We start from the raw sequence: 15,575 nt of genomic DNA, 5'->3' as shown, positions 1-15,575 counted from the left end.
GTCAGAACCGCGTCGGCTCGCCGGGCGCCGCGGCCTCGATCGCCAGCGCGTGGACGCCGGTCGCCAGCTCCTCGGCCAAAAGCGCGTTCACCGCGCGGTGGCGCTCCAGCCGGCTCTTGCCCGCAAACGCCTCCGCCACCAGCCTGACGCGGAAATGCGTCTCGCCGGTGCCGTCGAAACTGTCGTGATGGTCGCTACCGGCATGGTGGTGGCCGGCATGGAGATGGCTCTCGTTCACCACCTCGAGGCGCTGAGGCGCCAAGCCCCGCGTCAGCTTCGCCTCGATCTCGGCCGCCTTGGTCATGATGTCGCCCCGTCCGTCTGTGATCGCCTTTGCCCCGCCACATCGCGGGTGCGTCGCCGGCTTTCCGTTTTGGGCGGGTTTTCCGTTCTGTCAATTCTTGTTCGCACAGGGGCAGGTCCCCATAATCGCGGTCTGATGAAGCTCGACTCCAAATACTTCGACAAGATCCGGGTCCGCCCGGCCCGGTCCGGGCCCGAACCCGAACGTGCGCCCGTCTGCATGTGGGAGGGCTGCGAGGAGCCGGGCTCCCACAAGGCGCCGCGTGGGCGCGACCACGAGGGCCAGTACCTCCATTTCTGCGTCGACCACGTGCGCCAGTACAACAAGTCCTACAACTACTTCTCCGGGCTCGGCGACGACGACATCCAGAAGTACCTGAAGGACTCGCTCACCGGCCATCGCCCGACCTGGACGATGGGCTCCAACAATTCGGGCGGGGCGAAGGTCTCGCCGACGCCCTCGACGAAGCCGAGCGGGCGCCCGCGCCGCTTCAACGGCGGGCGCCCGCGCGACAGCTTCAATCTCTTCGGCGAGGGCGAGGCCACGGTGGCCGCGCCGCGCCGCAAGGCGCGCACCCTCGAGGTCAAGGCGCTGACGACGCTCGGCCTGCCCGAGAGCGCCGGCGGCGAGGCGATCCGCGTGCAGTACAAGGCGCTCGTCAAGCAGTACCACCCGGACGCCAATGGCGGCGACCGCGGCTCGGAGGACCGTCTTCGCGAGGTCATCCAGGCCTACAAGCTTTTGAAGGCGTCGGGCTTCTGTTAATCCCTGATTCCAGCCCTGTTCGAGACGCGCGGCCGCACGAGGCGACCCGCGAGATGTAAGGCCTGCCGAACGGCGGCAGCGCCCCTGGAGGTATGATGAGTGCAGCGGAACTGGAAGTGGCGAACCTGCCCGACGCCATGGTCTCCGTCCGCGAAACCTTCGGTTTCGACAGCGACCTGAAGGTCCCGGCCTTCTCGAAGGCCGACCCGCACGTTCCCGAGATCGATCCGGACTACCTGTTCGACCGGCAGACGACGCTGGCGATCCTCGCCGGCTTTGCCAAGAACCGCCGCGTCATGGTGTCGGGCTACCACGGCACCGGCAAGTCGACCCATATCGAGCAGGTCGCCGCGCGGCTCAACTGGCCCTGTGTGCGCATCAACCTCGACAGCCACGTCAGCCGTATCGATCTCGTCGGCAAGGACGCGATCACCGTGCGCGAGGGCATGCAGGTCACCGAGTTCCGCGACGGCGTCCTGCCCTGGGCCTACCAGAACAACGTGGCGCTGGTCTTCGACGAGTACGACGCGGGCCGGCCGGACGTGATGTTCGTGATCCAGCGCGTCCTCGAATCCTCGGGCCGCCTGACGCTCCTCGACCAGGCGCGCGTCATCCGCCCGCACCCGGCCTTCCGCCTCTTCGCCACCGCCAACACTGTGGGTCTCGGCGACACGACGGGCCTCTACCACGGCACGCAGCAGATCAACCAGGCGCAGATGGACCGCTGGTCGATCGTCACGACGCTGAACTACCTGCCCCACGACAACGAGGTCGGCATCGTCCAGGCGAAAGCCAAGCACTTCCAGACCAAGGAAGGGCGCGCGCAGGTCTCCAAGATGGTGCGCGTCGCCGACCTCACCCGCTCAGCCTTCGTCAATGGCGACCTATCGACCGTGATGAGCCCGCGCACGGTGATCACCTGGGCCGAGAACGCCGAGATCTTCGGCGACATCGGCTTCGCCTTCCGCCTGACCTTCCTCAACAAGTGCGACGACCTCGAGCGCCCGCTGGTCGCCGAGTTCTACCAGCGCGCCTTCGGCGAGGACCTGCCGGAGGCGGCGTCGAACCTCGTCCTCGACTGATCTCCATGGCATCGCGCATCGGCGACAACTCGACCAAGGCCCCGCGCAGCAAGGCGCCCGACCGCGAGCCGTTCCGGCGCGCGGTGGCCGGCTGCATGCGCGCTATCGCCGGGGACGCGGAGCTCGAGATCACCTACGGCAACGAGCGGCCGGGCCTGACGGGCAACCGCGCCCGCCTGCCGGAACTGCCCAAGCGCGCGGCCGAGAACGACGTGTCGGTGGTGCGCGGCCTGTCGGACGCCATGGCGCTGCGCAAGGCGCGCCACGACGCACGCGTCCATGCGACGCTCTCGCCGGACGGGCGCGGCGCGCGCGCCGTCTTCGACGCGCTGGAGCAGGCGCGCTGCGAGGCGATCGGCGCCAACGCCATGCCGGGCGTCGCCGACAACCTCGCCGCGATGCTGGAGGACAAGTACCACCGCTCCAACCTCTCGGAGGTGACCGACCGGGCGGAGGCGCCGCTGGAAGACGCGCTGGCGCTGATGGTGCGCGAGAAGCTCACCGGCCGCCCCGTGCCGCCGAGCGGGCAGGCCGTGGTCGAGGTCTGGCGCGACTGGATCGAGGACAAGGCCGGCCAGAAGTTCGAGCGTCTCGGCGAGACCGTCGAGGACCAGCGCCTCTTCGCGCGCGCGATCCGCGACATGCTCGTCTCCATGGAGATGGCCGAGGAGCTCGCCGACGACCAGCAGTCCGAGGACGAGGAATCGCCCGAGGAGGCCGGCGACAACCAGAGCCGCGACAACGAGGAGTCCGGCGCCGAGAAGGAAGCCGGCCAAGACGAGGCGGAGCCGGAGGAATCGGAAGGCGAAGCCGAATCGGAGGACACGTCCGAGGCCGAGACCTCCGAGGTCACGGCCGAGGAGCCTTCCGACGATGAGGAGCCCGACTCGGAGACGCCCGGCGATTCGCGCCGCCCCAACCAGGCGATGCCGCGCGATCTCGGCGACACCGACTACCGCGTCTTTTCCGAAGCGTTCGACGAGACGGTGGGCGCCGAGGAGCTTTGCGACGAGGCCGAGCTCGACCGCCTGCGCGCCTTTCTCGACAAGCAGCTCGTGTCGCTGCAGGGCGCCGTCGGGCGGCTCGCCAACCGCCTGCAGCGCCGCCTGATGGCGCAGCAGAACCGCGCCTGGGACTTCGACCTCGAGGAAGGCTACCTCGACACGGCGCGCCTCACGCGCCTCGTCACCGACCCGATGCAGCCGCTCTCCTTCAAGATGGAGCGCGACACCCAGTTCCGCGACACGATCGTCACGCTCCTGATCGACAATTCCGGCTCGATGCGCGGCCGGCCGATCACGGTGGCGGCGACCTGCGCCGACATCCTCGCCCGCACGCTGGAGCGCTGCGGCGTCAAGGTCGAGGTGCTCGGCTTCACCACCCGCGCCTGGAAGGGCGGCCAGTCGCGCGAGGCGTGGCTGAAGGCCGGCAAGCCGCAGCGGCCGGGCCGCCTCAACGACATCCGGCACATCATCTACAAGGGCGCCGACGCGCCGTGGCGCCGCGCCCGGCGCAATCTCGGCCTGATGATGCGCGAGGGGCTCCTCAAGGAGAATATCGACGGCGAGGCGCTGATCTGGGCGCACAACCGCCTGCTCGGCCGGCCCGAGCAGCGCCGCATCCTGATGATGATCTCGGACGGCGCACCGGTCGACGATTCGACCCTTTCGGTGAACCCCGGTAACTATCTCGAGCGGCACCTGCGCGCCGTGATCGAGGAGATCGAGACGCGCTCCCCGGTCGAGCTTCTCGCCATCGGCATCGGCCACGACGTGACGCGCTACTATCGCCGCGCCGTCACGATCTCCGACGCCGAGGAACTGGCGGGCGCGATGACCGAGCAGCTGGCCGCCCTGTTCGAGGACGAGGGCGAGATGCCGGCCCGCCGCCGGCGCTCGGCCGGCCGCCGCTGACGGTGCCGCCGCGCCTGAAGCGGACGGGGCGTCTCGCGCTCCTGGCCGCCCTCCTTCTCGCCGGCGCGACGCTGAGCCCCGCCCCGCGCGCGCTATCGGCCGAGACCGAGGTCCGCGCGCAGCCGATCGCGCGGTTCGGCATCGGGCGCGACGCGGTGCGCTTCGGGGCGCTCGAATATGTCGGCGGCTTCGCCTATTCGTCGTCCGACGGGCGGCTGTCGGGCGTGTCCTCGATCCGCATGCGCCCGCGCGGCGCGGGCTTTCTTGCCGTCACCGACACCGGCTTCTGGTTTTCCGGCGCGATCCGCCGCGACGCCGAAGGGCGTCCCGTCGGCATCGCGGACGCCCGCATCGCGCCGATCCTCAACCCGGCCGGACGCGCCATGCCGAACAAGGGGCAGGCCGACGCCGAAGGGCTCGCGATCGCAGGCGGCGAGGCACTGGTCAGCTTCGAGCGCGACCATCGGATCGAGGCGTTCCGCCCCGCAGCCGACCCCTTCGAGGCGAAGGGCCGGCGCCTTCCCCTTCCGATCCCGCGCGGCGAGCTTCGCGGCAACGGCGGGCTGGAGACGATCGCCGCCTCGCCCGAGGACTCGCCCCTCAAGGGCGCCGTCGTGGTGGTCGCGGAAACCTCGGTCGACGATGCCGGCAACCTTTTTGCCGCCCTGATGGGGCGCGGCGTCTTCAAGGTGAAGCGCGAGTTGCCCTGGGCGGTGACCGACGGCACCTTCCTGCCGGACGGGGACCTCCTGCTTCTCGAGCGGCGCTACGAGGGGCTGGGGCGCGTCGGCATGCGCATCCGCCGGATCGACGGCGCCACGATCCGTCCGGGCGCCCTAGTCGATGGCCCGGTATTGATGGAGGCCGATCTCGGCGAGGAGATCGACAACATGGAGGGGCTGGACGCCTGGCGGGGCGCGGACGGCCGCACCCACCTGTCGCTCGTCTCCGACGACAACGGCTCCTTCTTCCAGCGCAACCTCTATCTGGAGTTCCGCCTCGTGGACGACCGCGAGGCGGCTCCCGGCCGGTGATCGGCGCCTCTCAGGCCACCGCCACCCGCGCGTCGCGATAGGGCAGGAAGGCGTTGACCGCGACGCGGTAGGGCACGAGGCCGAACACCGCGATGATCAGCTTCACGCCGAAATCGCCGAGCGCCCACGAGACCCAGCGCGGCGCCTCGACGGCGAGCAGCCCGAAGAGCGGGGCCGATTCCAGTGCGAAGGGCTCGTTCGGCCCGAGGATGAGAAAGGCCGGCGCGAAGGCGAGCGAGAAGAACACGAGCGTGTCGAGGATCGTGCCGAGAATGCCGCTCGCGAGCGGCGCCTTCCACCAGGACAGGCGGCGCAGCCGGTTGAAGACGAGGATGTCGAGAAGTTGTGCGAACAGGAATGCGAAGCCGCTGGCGAGCGCGATGCGCAGCAGGCGACCGGCTTCCGTCTCGAAGGGCGTCAGGCCGAGGCGATGGAGGATCGGCGGGAACACGATCGAGCTCGCAACGGCCGCCGCAAAGCCGAGATACACGACGCGCCGCGCCACCGCCGGCCCGAACAGCCGATTGTTCACGTCGGTGACGATGAAGGCGAAGGGATAGACGAAGGCGCCCCAGGTCAGGAGGTCGGCCAGCGACAGGGGGCCGAGGGTTCCCTGGACGGGAAACTGGACGGCGATGTTGGAGGCGAGGACGATGATCGTCATGGCGATCACCGGCAGCACAGTGCGGCGGGACAGGGTCACGGCGGACATCCATTTTTTTAGGCTGGGGTATGGCACCAGCGTCGGGGTGGATCGAACGCGAAAACGCCGCCCGAGGGGGCGGCGCCTTCTAAAAATCGTCAGGTGTCGAAGCGGCTCAGGCGGCTTCGGCCGTCGTCGCGGTCTTCTTGGCGATCTGGCGCTTCAGGAGACGGGCCTTCTGCGACAGGTCGTGCTCGGCGGCCTTGGCGAGGAACGCGTCGAGGCCGCCGCGGTGCTCGACCGAGCGCAGCGCATGAGCCGAAACGCGCAGGCGGAAGCGCTGGCCGAGGGCGTCGGAGATCAGCGTCACCTGGCACAGGTTAGGCAGGAAGCGACGACGGGTCTTGTTGTTGGCGTGGCTGACGTTGTTGCCGGTCTGGACGGCCTTGCCGGTCAGTTCGCAAGCGCGTGACATGGGATCACCTTTCAAACGTTCGATACGGCCTTCCGGGGCGCGCCGCCGCCGGAACGGCAGCGCGATCATCGACCCCATGGCATGATCGGAAAATCGACTGTGCCTATAGTGGCGTATGCGCGCCCCGTCAAGCCGCCGCAGCATCGGGGCCAGCGCGGGGCTTGATCCGGCCCGCACACGCGCCCACAAAGAAGGGATCTCGAGCCCAGCCGGAGAACCGCACATGCTTCGCGCCGCGACCGGCCTTCTCGCATCGGCGCTGCTCGCCCTCGCCGCGCCGGCGGGCGCCGAGGCCGCGCCGCTGCGCACGGTCTACACGATTTCACTGATCGGGCTACCGGTCGGGCGCGCCGAGTTCCGCACCACGATCGACGCGCGGCGCTTCAAGGTGGTGGGGACCCTGTCCTCGGCGGGCCTTGCCGAGCTCGTGTCCTCGACGCGCGGCACGAGCTCGGTGTCGGGGCGAATCGCGGGGCGCCGGCTTCTGGCCGACCGCTACGCGCTCGCCTACACGAGCGACGGCAAATCCTGGTCGAGCGATCTGTCGTTGCGCTCGGGAAGCGTCGTGTCGTCGAAGGTCGCGCCACCGGCGCGCAACCCGGCGCCTGCCGATTTCGTGCCGGTGCGCCGGGCGCAGCTGACGAGCGTCGTCGATCCCTTGAGCGGCCTGATGATCGCGCCGGAAAAGCCGGCCGATCTCTGCCGGCGCACGCTCAACGTCTATGACGGCTGGAGCCGCATCGACCTGCCCCTCAGCCCCGCCGGAACGGAGCGGGTGCGCACCGACGGGTTCGACGGCGAGGCCGTGGTCTGCACCACGACGGTCCGCCCGGTCAGCGGCTACCGCACCTCGTCGAACGGGCTGCGGTTCCTGCGCGGCAAGGTGATCCGGCTGTGGTTCGCCCCGATCGGCGACACCGGCGTCTATGCGCCGGTGCGCGTGCGCATTCCGACCGAGGTCGGCCCGCTGTCGCTGACCGCCTCGACCTTCGCCAAGCCTTAAAGCTCAGATGCCGGCGCGATACACCGCCGGGACCACGTAGATGTAGATGATCTGCTGCAGGAAGAAGATGATCAGGAGCACCACCAGCGGCGACAGGTCGAGCCCGCCGAAGTTCGGCAAGACGCGGCGGATCGGGCGGTAGAGCGGTTCGGTCATCCGATACAGGAAGTCGCCGATCGTGGAGACGAACTGGTTGCGCGGATTGACGATGTTGAAGGCGAAGAGCCAGGACAGGATCGCCGACGCGATGATGATCCACCACAGGATGTTGAGGATCAGAAGGACGACTTGGATGACGGCGAGCATGTCGGGCGGCGGCCTTTCGGTTGCGGCTCTCGGGCCAGCGGTTTCAAAGCGCGAGGCTCGCACGACGAAATGGGTATTTCCCTAACGAATACCAGCGCCACGGGCCCGCTTGCGCGATCGTGAACGCGGGGGCACATCCTGCTTGACAGGCCCCGCGCCGCTATCCTACAAGCCGCCCACTGGTGGACGGGGCTGTAGCTCAGTTGGGAGAGCGCGTCGTTCGCAATGACGAGGTCAGCGGTTCGATCCCGCTCAGCTCCACCATTTCCTCCCCTTGCGACCCATGGCAGACAAGCGGGCCCGACCGGCCCCGCGAGGCGCAGCCATGACCGACGACCTGCGGACCCCCGACACCGAGCCGCCCGTCGAGGCGCCGGCCGAGGATCGCTTCGCCGCCTTCCGCAACACCCGTTTCCTGCGCTACTGGCTCGCCCGGTTCATGGCCGCCTTCTCCGTACAGGTCGTCGCCGTCTCCGTCGGCTGGCAGATCTACGACCTGACGCGTGATCCCCTCGATCTCGGCCTCATCGGCCTGTCGCAGTTCCTGCCCGCCCTCCTCCTCGTCTTCGTCACCGGCACGGTCGCCGACCGCTATTCGCGCCGCCACATCATGGCGCTGGCGATCGGCGTGCAGGCGCTCGGCGCCGGCGTCCTCCTCGCCCTGACCTACGGGGACCTCGTCACGCCCGCGCCGGTCTTCGCGGTCCTCGTCCTCTTCGGCATCGCGCGCGCCTTCTTCGGCCCGGCCGCCTCCTCGCTCGTCGTCAACCTCGTCTCCAAGGACGAGCTCGCCAACGCGATCGCGTGGAACTCGTCGTCCTGGCAGATCGCCTCGATCGTCGGGCCGGTGGCCGGCGGTCTGCTCTACGGCCTGTCCTCGCACCTGTCCTACACGGTCGCGCTCGCGCTCTTCGTCGTTGCCGGTGCGCTCATCCTCTCGGTACCGGCCCCCGCCCAGCGCACCAGCCGCGAGCCCGCGAACCTCTCCACCGTCCTTGCCGGCTTTCGCTACATCTGGCGTGAGAAGGTGGTCCTCGGCGCGGTGTCGCTCGACCTCTTCGCGGTATTGCTCGGCGGCGCCGTCGCGCTGATGCCGGTCTTTGCGCGCGACATCCTCCAGGTCGACGAGTTCGGGCTGGGGCTCCTGCGCGCGGCGCCCGGCGTCGGCGCGATCCTCACGGCGATCTGGCTCGCCGCCCATCCGGTGAAGGACCATGCCGGCCTCGTGATGTTCGCCTTCGTCGCGCTGTTCGGCGCCTTCACGGTCCTGTTCGGCCTGTCGACCTCGCCCTGGCTGTCGATCGCGGCGCTGATGCTCATGGGCGCGGCCGACATGATCTCGGTCTATATCCGCGAGATCCTGCTCCAGCTCTGGACGCCGGACGACGTGCGCGGACGCGTCAATGCGGTGAACGGCATCTTCGTCGGCGCATCGAACGAGCTTGGCGAGTTCCGCGCGGGGGTCATGGCGTCGGTGGTCGGCGCGGTGCCCGCCACCGTGATCGGAGGCGCCTGTACGGTTGCGATCGCCGGCATCTGGGCCTTCGCCTTCCCGCAGCTGCGCCGGGCGCGCAGCCTTGCCGCGCGCGAGTAGGCCTCAGTCGAGGCTGCCGCGCAGCGCGAGGCCGAGCTGCAGATAGGGCTGGGCGAGCGGAGCCGGGCCGCTGGCGGGGACCATGAGAAGCGAGGCGTCGATGGCGCCCGCCGCGTCCTGCGGCGACAGCGGCTCGGACGACGCGCGGCGCAGGACGAAACGCCTGAGATAGACCTGCCGTGCCGCCTCGCCGCTGGAGTCCGGACGACGCAGATCCCAAGGGGCGAGTTCCGCCGAGCGGCGAAGGCGCGTTCCGCCGACACGATGCGACACCGCGGCCCGCGCGGCCGTCGGCCCCGGGCAGATGCGACGCCACGACGGCGTGTCGGCGTCGCGCCCGTCGAGGCAGACCGCGACGGGCATCGACGAGCGAACGATCGCCGCGCGCGATCCCCCGCCGTAGCAGGCGGCCAGCACCACGGAACACATGCACAACAGGGCCGCGACGCGGATCATGCCCGATCTCCCGATCATTCGGGGCGGAGCATAGGGCCTCCGGACTTAACGCCGCGTCATCGCGGCTTCCGAGGCTTGCGGCCGGTCAGGCCAGCGCCTCGCCCGCCCCTTCCGGCGGCGCCACGGGCACGGCGCCCGGCAGCGGCGCGAAGGCGCGGTTCCACGCGTCGAGCGAGGCGATCTTGTAGGCCTCGGCGAGCGTCGGATAGTTGAACGTGTTCTCCATGAAATAGTCGATCGTGCCCTTCAGGTTGAGCACGGCCTGCCCGATGTGGATCAGTTCGGTCGCCCCCTCGCCCACGATGTGGACGCCAAGCAGGCGGCGGGTCTTCTTGGAGAAGATCATCTTCATCATGCCGCTCTGGAGGCCCATGATGTGGCCGCGCGATGTCTCGCGGAAGCGCGCGATGCCGCATTCGTAGGGGATGCCGCGCTTGCGCACCTCCTCCTCGCTCATGCCGACGGTCGAGATCTCCGGCACGGAGTAGATGCCGTAGGGAAAGAACTCCGGCGCCGGGGGCGTCGCGACGCCGAAGGCATGGCAGGCGGCGATGCGGCCCTGCTCCATCGAGGTGGAAGCAAGGCTCGGGAAGCCGATCACGTCGCCGGCAGCATAGATGTGGGGCACGGCGGTCTGAAGCGTCTTGCCGTCCACCGCGATGCGACCGCGATGGTCGCTCGACAGGCCGGCGGCGGCGAGATTCAGCCCGTCGGTCGCGCCCATGCGGCCGGCCGCGAAGAGAAGCACGTCTCCCGCGACGTCGCGCCCGGTGGCGAGGCTGCAGACCGGGCGCCCGGCGCCGTCGAAGTCGATCTTCGTGACCTCGGCGCCCAGCCGCAGCGCGACGTTGCGGTCCCGCAGATCGTGGACGAACTCCTCCATCAGCTCCTTGTCGACGAAGTCGAGGAAGGTCGGGCGCGGCTCGATCAGCGTCACCTGCACTTCGAGTGCCGAGAAGATCGTCGCGTACTCGACGCCGATGACGCCGGCGCCGATCACGGTCAGCGAGCGCGGCAGCTTCGGCACCTCGACGATCTCGTCGGAATCGAAGACGTTGGTGCCGTTGAAGGGCACGTAGTCGGGGCGGAAGGGCCGCGTGCCGACAGCGATCAGGATCGTGTCGCCGTGGAGCGTGCGCACCTCGCCCGACGGCAGCGCGACGTCGACCTCGTGGCTCGAGCGAAAGGCGGCGCGTCCATGGAGGATCCTCACGCCGTTGCGCGCGAACTGGTGGTCGAGGACGTCGACCTCGTGCTCCAGCGTCTTGACCATGCGCGCCTGGATGTCGGCGCTGGTGATGTCCTGCTTGACCCGGTAGGCGCGTCCGTAGAAGCCGCGCTCGCGCCAGCCCGACAGGTTGAGCACGGTCTCGCGCATGGTCTTCGACGGAATCGTGCCGGTGTGGACCGACACGCCGCCGACGCGGGCCTGCGATTCGACGACCAGCACCTGCCGCCCGAGCTTGGCCGCCTGGATGGCGGCGCGCCGGCCCGACGGCCCGCTGCCGATCACGATCATGTCGTAGCGCTGCATCGAGGCCCCCGTCCGCGCCGTTTCGCATCCTGCGCGGCCGCTTCAACGGAGACGGCCGCCCGATGCTGCATAGCGAAAGGAGCTTATGCGAGGCGGGCCTCGAGCCTCAGGCGGGCCGGCCGAAGATGAAAGCCAGGAAATCACCGAGCCAGCGCTTGACCGGCGCATCGTGGATGGCGCGGCCGGTGAAGTGCTCGCGCCGCGCCTGCGCGCCCGGCAGCGAAAGCCGGGCGTGGCCTCGCGTCGTCCAGCGGTGCATCATCGCGAGCGTCAGTTCGGCATGGAACTGGACGCCGTAGGCGTTGTCGCCGTAGCGCATCGCCTGATTGCGGAAGCGCTCGCCGGTCGCCAGCAGCGTCGCGCCGGACGGCAGCGTGAATCCTTCGCGGTGCCACTGGTAAACCATCGGCGGCCAGTCGCCGAGAAGCGCGCGCCCCTCCGCCGTCGCCTCGAGCGGATAGTAGCCGACCTCGACGAGCCCCTCGGGATGCGGTCCGACCGTCCCGCCGAGATGCTTCGACAGCATCTGCGCGCCGAGGCAGATGCCGAGAAACGGGCGGTTCTCGCGCAAGGGCACGTCGAGCCAGTCGATCTCGTGGCGCAGGTGCGGGTCGGGATCGTTGGCGCTCGGCGGCCCGCCGAAGAGGATCGCGCCGCGATGCTCGTCGAGGGTGGCGGGCAGGCGTTCGCCGAGCACCGGCCGGCGCACGTCGATGCGCACGCCCGCCGCCTCCAGCACCTGTCCGACGCGGCCCGGCGTCGACGTCTCCTGGTGGAGGACGACGAGGACGGGTCTCGGATCGTCGCGGCCGGAGAGGCGAAAGCGTGCGGGCGCCTCGCCCGGCGCTGCGGGCGTCAAGCCTCGACGCTCCCGGTCCGCTCCGCGGCGCCCTGCATCGCGTCGTGCTTGCCGCGCATGCGATCGCGGGTCGAAACGCCCAGAAGCTCGGCGATCCGCCAGACGACATTGTCCTCGAGCTCGTGCACCGCTCCGTCGACGAAGACGACGCGCCACAGGAGCTCGACGAAATGCACCCGCTCGGCCTCGCCGAGATGGCGCATCAGGACGCTGGTGAACCGATAGAGGTCGACAGCCTCCGCGTCGGCAGCCTCGCCCGCCGCCTCGATGCGGCGCGCGGCCTCGCCATCGAGCCCGTATTCCTCCGCCAGAACCGCACGCAGCGTCTCGATCTCCAGCGCGGAGGCCGAGCCGTCCGCCTCCGCGACATGGAAGAGAAGCGCGGCGGCGGCGACCCGCAGGTCGTCGGCGTCGTGCGGACCGGCCCCGCCCCCGGTCAGCGCGGCGAAAAAGTCCTTCAATCCTTCAAGCATGGAATCGTCCGGGCCGGGCGGGGTGGAAGCGAGAGAGGGTCAGGCGTGTTCGGCGGGGTGCGGCGTGTCGGCCGCAGCGTCCGGGCTGCGCGGCTGGTCGGCGCTGCGGGGGTAGCTGTCGGCGATGGCACGGATCGAGCCGGGCTCCGACAGGGTCGCGACCTGCGGCGTTGCCGGCGGCGACACCCAGCGGAACGCGTCGAGCCGTCCGGTCACCGGCGACACCGGCGCCCACTCGCGGCGCGTCAAGCCATCCGCGGTCCAGGCGGGATCCTTCGGCGCATGGACAGCGCGCGCCATCCACTGGCGCACCAGAGCCTCGTTGCCGGACTCGGCATCCTCGATGTCGGCCAGGAGCAGGTAGGTCGATTCGCGAGGCGCAGCGTCCGCGGCCGCCGTCGCCTCGGCGCGCGCGGTCGCGAAATCGCGGGCGTCGAGGGCGGCGTGGGCCACCGCGAGGCGCGACTCGACATGGCCGGGATGCAGCGCCGCCAGTGCACGGGCGCGGCGCAGCCGCTCCTCGACGCCGTCACCGGAGCGCGCGTGGATGTAGAGGGCGGCGATCTCGGGATGCGGCTCGTGCTTCCACGAGGCTTCCAGCGCCTTGGTGGCGGCGCGTCCGTCGCCGAGGCGGATCGCGGCGCGGCCGGCGATCGCGGCGGCCGGCACCAGATCGGGCGCGAGCTTCTGCGCCTCGCGGGCGAGCGCACGGGCGCCGTTCGGGTCGGCGTCGGCCAGCGTCTGCGCCTTGCCGGCGAGCAGGACCGCGCGAAGACGGCGGCTTTCCGCCTTGTCGATGAGGCGGGAATCGCGCTGCGCCTCGAGGATCGCCAGCGCGCCGTCGAAGTCGCCCTGCGCGGCCTTGAGGTCGAGCACGGCGCCGCCGGCCCAGCCGACATGGGGCGCGATGCGCACCGCGCGCTCGGCGTAGTTGCGGGCCGCCCCACGGTCGCCGAGGCGCTCGGCCTCGAGATAGAGGCCCCTGAGGCCGACGAGACGGGTCTCGGGCTGGGCTTCCAGTTCCTCGAAGATCGCGCGGGCGCGGGCATTGTCGCCCTCGATCAGCGCGGTCTGCGCGTCGAGGAAGCGCAGCATCGGCTCGGACCGACCCGGCAGGAGCTTGGCCGCCTGCTTGGTCATGCGCCGCGCGGTGACGGCATCGCCCGCACCGACCGCGATGATGCCGGCCGACAGCGCGCGGTAGCCCTTGTCGCGGCGGCGCGTCGAGAAGAAGCGCGACACGCGGTTGGGCGCCTTGAAGAAGCCGCGCACGATCCAGAACAGGAGCACCGCCGCAACGACCAGCGCAATCTGCAGAACCACGAAGACGGTGAAGCTCGTGCCGACCTCTTGGCCCTGCCAGATCAGCGACACGGTTCCGGGATGGTCGGCGAGCCAGGCGAAGCCGAGACCGGCGGCCAGGACGACGAGGAAGAAGGCGAGAATAGCCAGCATGTCAGCCCTGCGACGAGGCGCCGACGGCGCGGTTGATCGTGTCCTGGATGAGGCGGTCGGCCTCGACGCGCGCGCGAACGTCGGCGGCGAAGCTCTCGGAGGCGGTCTTGGCCGCGTCCGGCAGCTTGTCCCACTCGGCGAGCCAGGTGGCGTAGTCGCCAGAGGTGACGGCCGCGTCCATGCGCGCGACGGCCGCCTGCGGCCCCGGCGCATCGGGCGCGACGCTGCTGCCGGCCGGGCGGACCTGAACCAGCGATCGCAGACCCGAGAGGACCTGCGTGCCGACATCCTCGGTGGAGACTTCAGGGCGCACGGCCGAGAGGATCGCCGATTCGGCCTCCTGCCAGCGGGCATTCAGCGTCGACGCGGTGGGGACGCCCTTGGCCGCGAAATCGCGCAAGGGCGCGACGGTCTCAGCGTCGCCGGAGGCGGTCGCGAAGCTCTCGAGTTCCGACATGAAGGGCGTGCCGCGGTCGATCGCCGACTTCAGCCCGGCGGCCGACAGGGCGACGGCGGCGCGCTTGTTGGCTTCCTCGATCGCGCCGAGGCGCTGGCCGAAACCGTCGATCGCCGAGCGCGCCTCGTTGGCCGCGCTCTGGGCGTTCTGGGCGGCCTGCTGCGCGGCGGAGACACCCTGGCGCGCTTCGTCGGCGGCGCCCTGCGCGGCGTTCGCGGTGTCGCGGGCCGCGTTGGCGGCGGTCTCGGCCCGCGCCGCGGTGTCGCGCGCCGTGGTCGCCGCCTCGTTGGCGGTGGCGGCCGCCGCGGCCGCATCACCGGTCGAGGTGCCGCCGCTCTGGATGGCACGCTCGTTGGCGGTCACGCGGTCGGTCAGCTGCGTGAACTCGGCGGTGGACACCGTGCCCGAGCCCGCGCCGCCGGCGGCCTGCGCGGACTGGACCTGCTCGACCACGCCGCGCACCTGGTCGAGATCGCTGCGAAGCTGCTGGACGTCGCCGGCCTGGGCGAACTGCTGGGTCTGCACCGGCTGCTGCTGGCCGGGCGGCGGGATGAGACCACCGTAGAGCGCGGTACCGCCGAGAAGAAGCGCGATCACGGCGCCGAGCGCGCCCGCGCCCAGGAGCGAGCCGAAGCCCGCCCCGCCGCGGGGCTCGCTGGAATGGCCGGCGAGATAGGGGCTGTTGTCGGGAACCGTGGTCTGCGTGCGCGCGGCCTCGGCCTGCGGATGCACCGTCTCGTCATCCTCGAACTCGCCGAGATGCCGGCGCGCGGGCTCGGCCGCCACCGCATCCTCGGGCACGAAGCCTTCCTCGCGCGCAAACTCGACCGCCGGCGATTCGCTCGTCTCAACCGCCGCAGGGCGGTCGTCGCCGGCCGGCAGGGCGGCACCCGTCGCCGGCTCGACGCGGTCGACACCTTCGGGCGCGGGGTTTGCCACCGCATCGTGAACGCGCGCCGCCTCGCCCGCATCGCCGGTCTCGACCACCGCGTCGGACGGCGTCGAGGTGCGATCGGCCGCAGCGCCGCCGCTCACCACCGCCTCGTCGCCGCCCGAGACCGTGTCCGTGGCAAACCCTGGCTCCACGGCGGATCGTTCGGCGTCGGCGGGACGCGCCAGATCCTCCGGCCCGCCGGTCGCCCCGATCCGCTCGGCCTTGCCGTCGATGATGGTTTCCGGTCTGCCGCCGGTCGTGGGGCGGCGCGGGCGATTGGCCATCCGG

Annotated in this window: 16 protein-coding genes and 1 tRNA gene; 7 read left to right on the top strand and 10 right to left on the bottom strand. The window is 70.6% G+C overall.

The genetic code is table 11. The features are described 5' to 3' along the window. Nucleotide 1: 1 nt before the first annotated feature. A complete protein-coding gene (locus tag ACLNGM_RS05140) occupies nt 2-304 on the bottom strand; it encodes a BolA family protein (protein ID WP_416357471.1) in 303 nt (100 codons plus the stop codon). A gap of 135 nt (nt 305-439) precedes the next feature. Between ACLNGM_RS05140 and ACLNGM_RS05135 the strand changes: the two genes are divergently transcribed. The 4 genes from ACLNGM_RS05135 to ACLNGM_RS05120 all read left to right on the top strand — a co-directional run bounded on the left by ACLNGM_RS05135 (nt 440) and on the right by ACLNGM_RS05120 (nt 5,098). Next, nucleotides 440-1,069, top strand: coding sequence for a J domain-containing protein (locus ACLNGM_RS05135; protein WP_416357470.1), 630 nt, complete (start codon nt 440-442; stop codon nt 1,067-1,069). 95 nt (nt 1,070-1,164) lie between these two features. Next, nucleotides 1,165-2,151 carry a cobaltochelatase subunit CobS gene (gene cobS, locus ACLNGM_RS05130; RefSeq protein ID WP_090963702.1) on the top strand — a complete coding sequence of 329 codons (987 nt, stop codon included), beginning with the start codon at nt 1,165-1,167 and terminating at the stop codon, nt 2,149-2,151. Then, on the top strand, nt 2,148-4,064 hold the full coding sequence (gene cobT, locus ACLNGM_RS05125) for a cobaltochelatase subunit CobT (RefSeq protein WP_416358388.1): 1,917 nt from the start codon (nt 2,148-2,150) through the stop codon (nt 4,062-4,064). The genes cobS and cobT overlap by 4 nt, the downstream gene beginning before the upstream one ends. 2 nt (nt 4,065-4,066) lie before the next feature. Then, nucleotides 4,067-5,098 (top strand): esterase-like activity of phytase family protein, encoded by a 1,032-nt coding sequence (locus ACLNGM_RS05120; RefSeq protein ID WP_416357469.1) that lies wholly within the window; start codon nt 4,067-4,069, stop codon nt 5,096-5,098. 10 nt (nt 5,099-5,108) lie between these two features. Here the strand turns inward: ACLNGM_RS05120 and ACLNGM_RS05115 are convergent, their stop codons facing one another. Continuing rightward, complete coding sequence (locus ACLNGM_RS05115) at nt 5,109-5,810, bottom strand: queuosine precursor transporter (protein ID WP_416357468.1); 702 nt, start codon at nt 5,808-5,810, stop codon at nt 5,109-5,111. 106 nt (nt 5,811-5,916) lie between these two features. Next, on the bottom strand, nt 5,917-6,216 hold the full coding sequence (rpmB, locus tag ACLNGM_RS05110) for a 50S ribosomal protein L28 (protein ID WP_055892333.1): 300 nt from the start codon (nt 6,214-6,216) through the stop codon (nt 5,917-5,919). A 223-nt stretch (nt 6,217-6,439) separates the two neighbouring features. Between rpmB and ACLNGM_RS05105 the strand changes: the two genes are divergently transcribed. Beyond that, nucleotides 6,440-7,219 (top strand): DUF3108 domain-containing protein, encoded by a 780-nt coding sequence (locus ACLNGM_RS05105; RefSeq protein ID WP_416357467.1) that lies wholly within the window; start codon nt 6,440-6,442, stop codon nt 7,217-7,219. Nucleotides 7,220-7,222: 3 nt separating this feature from the next. On the opposite strand, the gene ACLNGM_RS05100 is transcribed toward ACLNGM_RS05105, so the two are convergent. Further along, on the bottom strand, nt 7,223-7,525 hold the full coding sequence (locus tag ACLNGM_RS05100; protein ID WP_090963558.1) for a YggT family protein: 303 nt from the start codon (nt 7,523-7,525) through the stop codon (nt 7,223-7,225). 188 nt (nt 7,526-7,713) lie between these two features. Between ACLNGM_RS05100 and ACLNGM_RS05095 the strand changes: the two genes are divergently transcribed. Both ACLNGM_RS05095 and ACLNGM_RS05090 read left to right on the top strand, forming a co-directional pair. Beyond that, a tRNA-Ala gene (locus ACLNGM_RS05095) sits at nt 7,714-7,789 on the top strand. A 61-nt stretch (nt 7,790-7,850) separates the two neighbouring features. Beyond that, on the top strand, nt 7,851-9,119 hold the full coding sequence (locus tag ACLNGM_RS05090; RefSeq protein WP_416357466.1) for an MFS transporter: 1,269 nt from the start codon (nt 7,851-7,853) through the stop codon (nt 9,117-9,119). Between the two features lie 3 nt (nt 9,120-9,122). Here the strand turns inward: ACLNGM_RS05090 and ACLNGM_RS05085 are convergent, their stop codons facing one another. The 6 genes from ACLNGM_RS05085 to ACLNGM_RS05060 all read right to left on the bottom strand — a co-directional run bounded on the left by ACLNGM_RS05085 (nt 9,123) and on the right by ACLNGM_RS05060 (nt 15,571). Then, a complete protein-coding gene (locus tag ACLNGM_RS05085) occupies nt 9,123-9,575 on the bottom strand; it encodes a hypothetical protein (RefSeq protein WP_416357465.1) in 453 nt (150 codons plus the stop codon). A gap of 85 nt (nt 9,576-9,660) precedes the next feature. Beyond that, nucleotides 9,661-11,109, bottom strand: a complete 1,449-nt coding sequence (gene sthA, locus ACLNGM_RS05080) for a Si-specific NAD(P)(+) transhydrogenase (protein ID WP_416357464.1) — start codon at nt 11,107-11,109, stop codon at nt 9,661-9,663. Nucleotides 11,110-11,215: 106 nt separating this feature from the next. After that, entirely contained in the window at nt 11,216-11,968 is a 753-nt protein-coding gene (locus ACLNGM_RS05075) for a glutamine amidotransferase (RefSeq protein ID WP_416357463.1), read from the bottom strand. Further along, on the bottom strand, nt 11,965-12,441 hold the full coding sequence (locus tag ACLNGM_RS05070; RefSeq protein WP_416357462.1) for a TerB family tellurite resistance protein: 477 nt from the start codon (nt 12,439-12,441) through the stop codon (nt 11,965-11,967). The genes ACLNGM_RS05075 and ACLNGM_RS05070 overlap by 4 nt, the downstream gene beginning before the upstream one ends. Before the next feature lie 39 nt (nt 12,442-12,480). Further along, nucleotides 12,481-13,896, bottom strand: a complete 1,416-nt coding sequence (locus ACLNGM_RS05065) for a heme biosynthesis protein HemY (protein WP_416357461.1) — start codon at nt 13,894-13,896, stop codon at nt 12,481-12,483. A 1-nt stretch (nt 13,897) separates the two neighbouring features. Next, nucleotides 13,898-15,571, bottom strand: a complete 1,674-nt coding sequence (locus ACLNGM_RS05060; RefSeq protein WP_416357460.1) for a hypothetical protein — start codon at nt 15,569-15,571, stop codon at nt 13,898-13,900. Nucleotides 15,572-15,575: the final 4 nt, after the last annotated feature.

This window comes from Aureimonas phyllosphaerae, from assembly GCF_047943035.1.
Classification (GTDB): Bacteria; Pseudomonadota; Alphaproteobacteria; order Rhizobiales; family Rhizobiaceae; genus Aureimonas; species Aureimonas phyllosphaerae.
The sequence above is the reverse complement of the archived record's forward strand: the minus strand, read 5'-3'. Positions and strand labels throughout refer to the sequence as shown.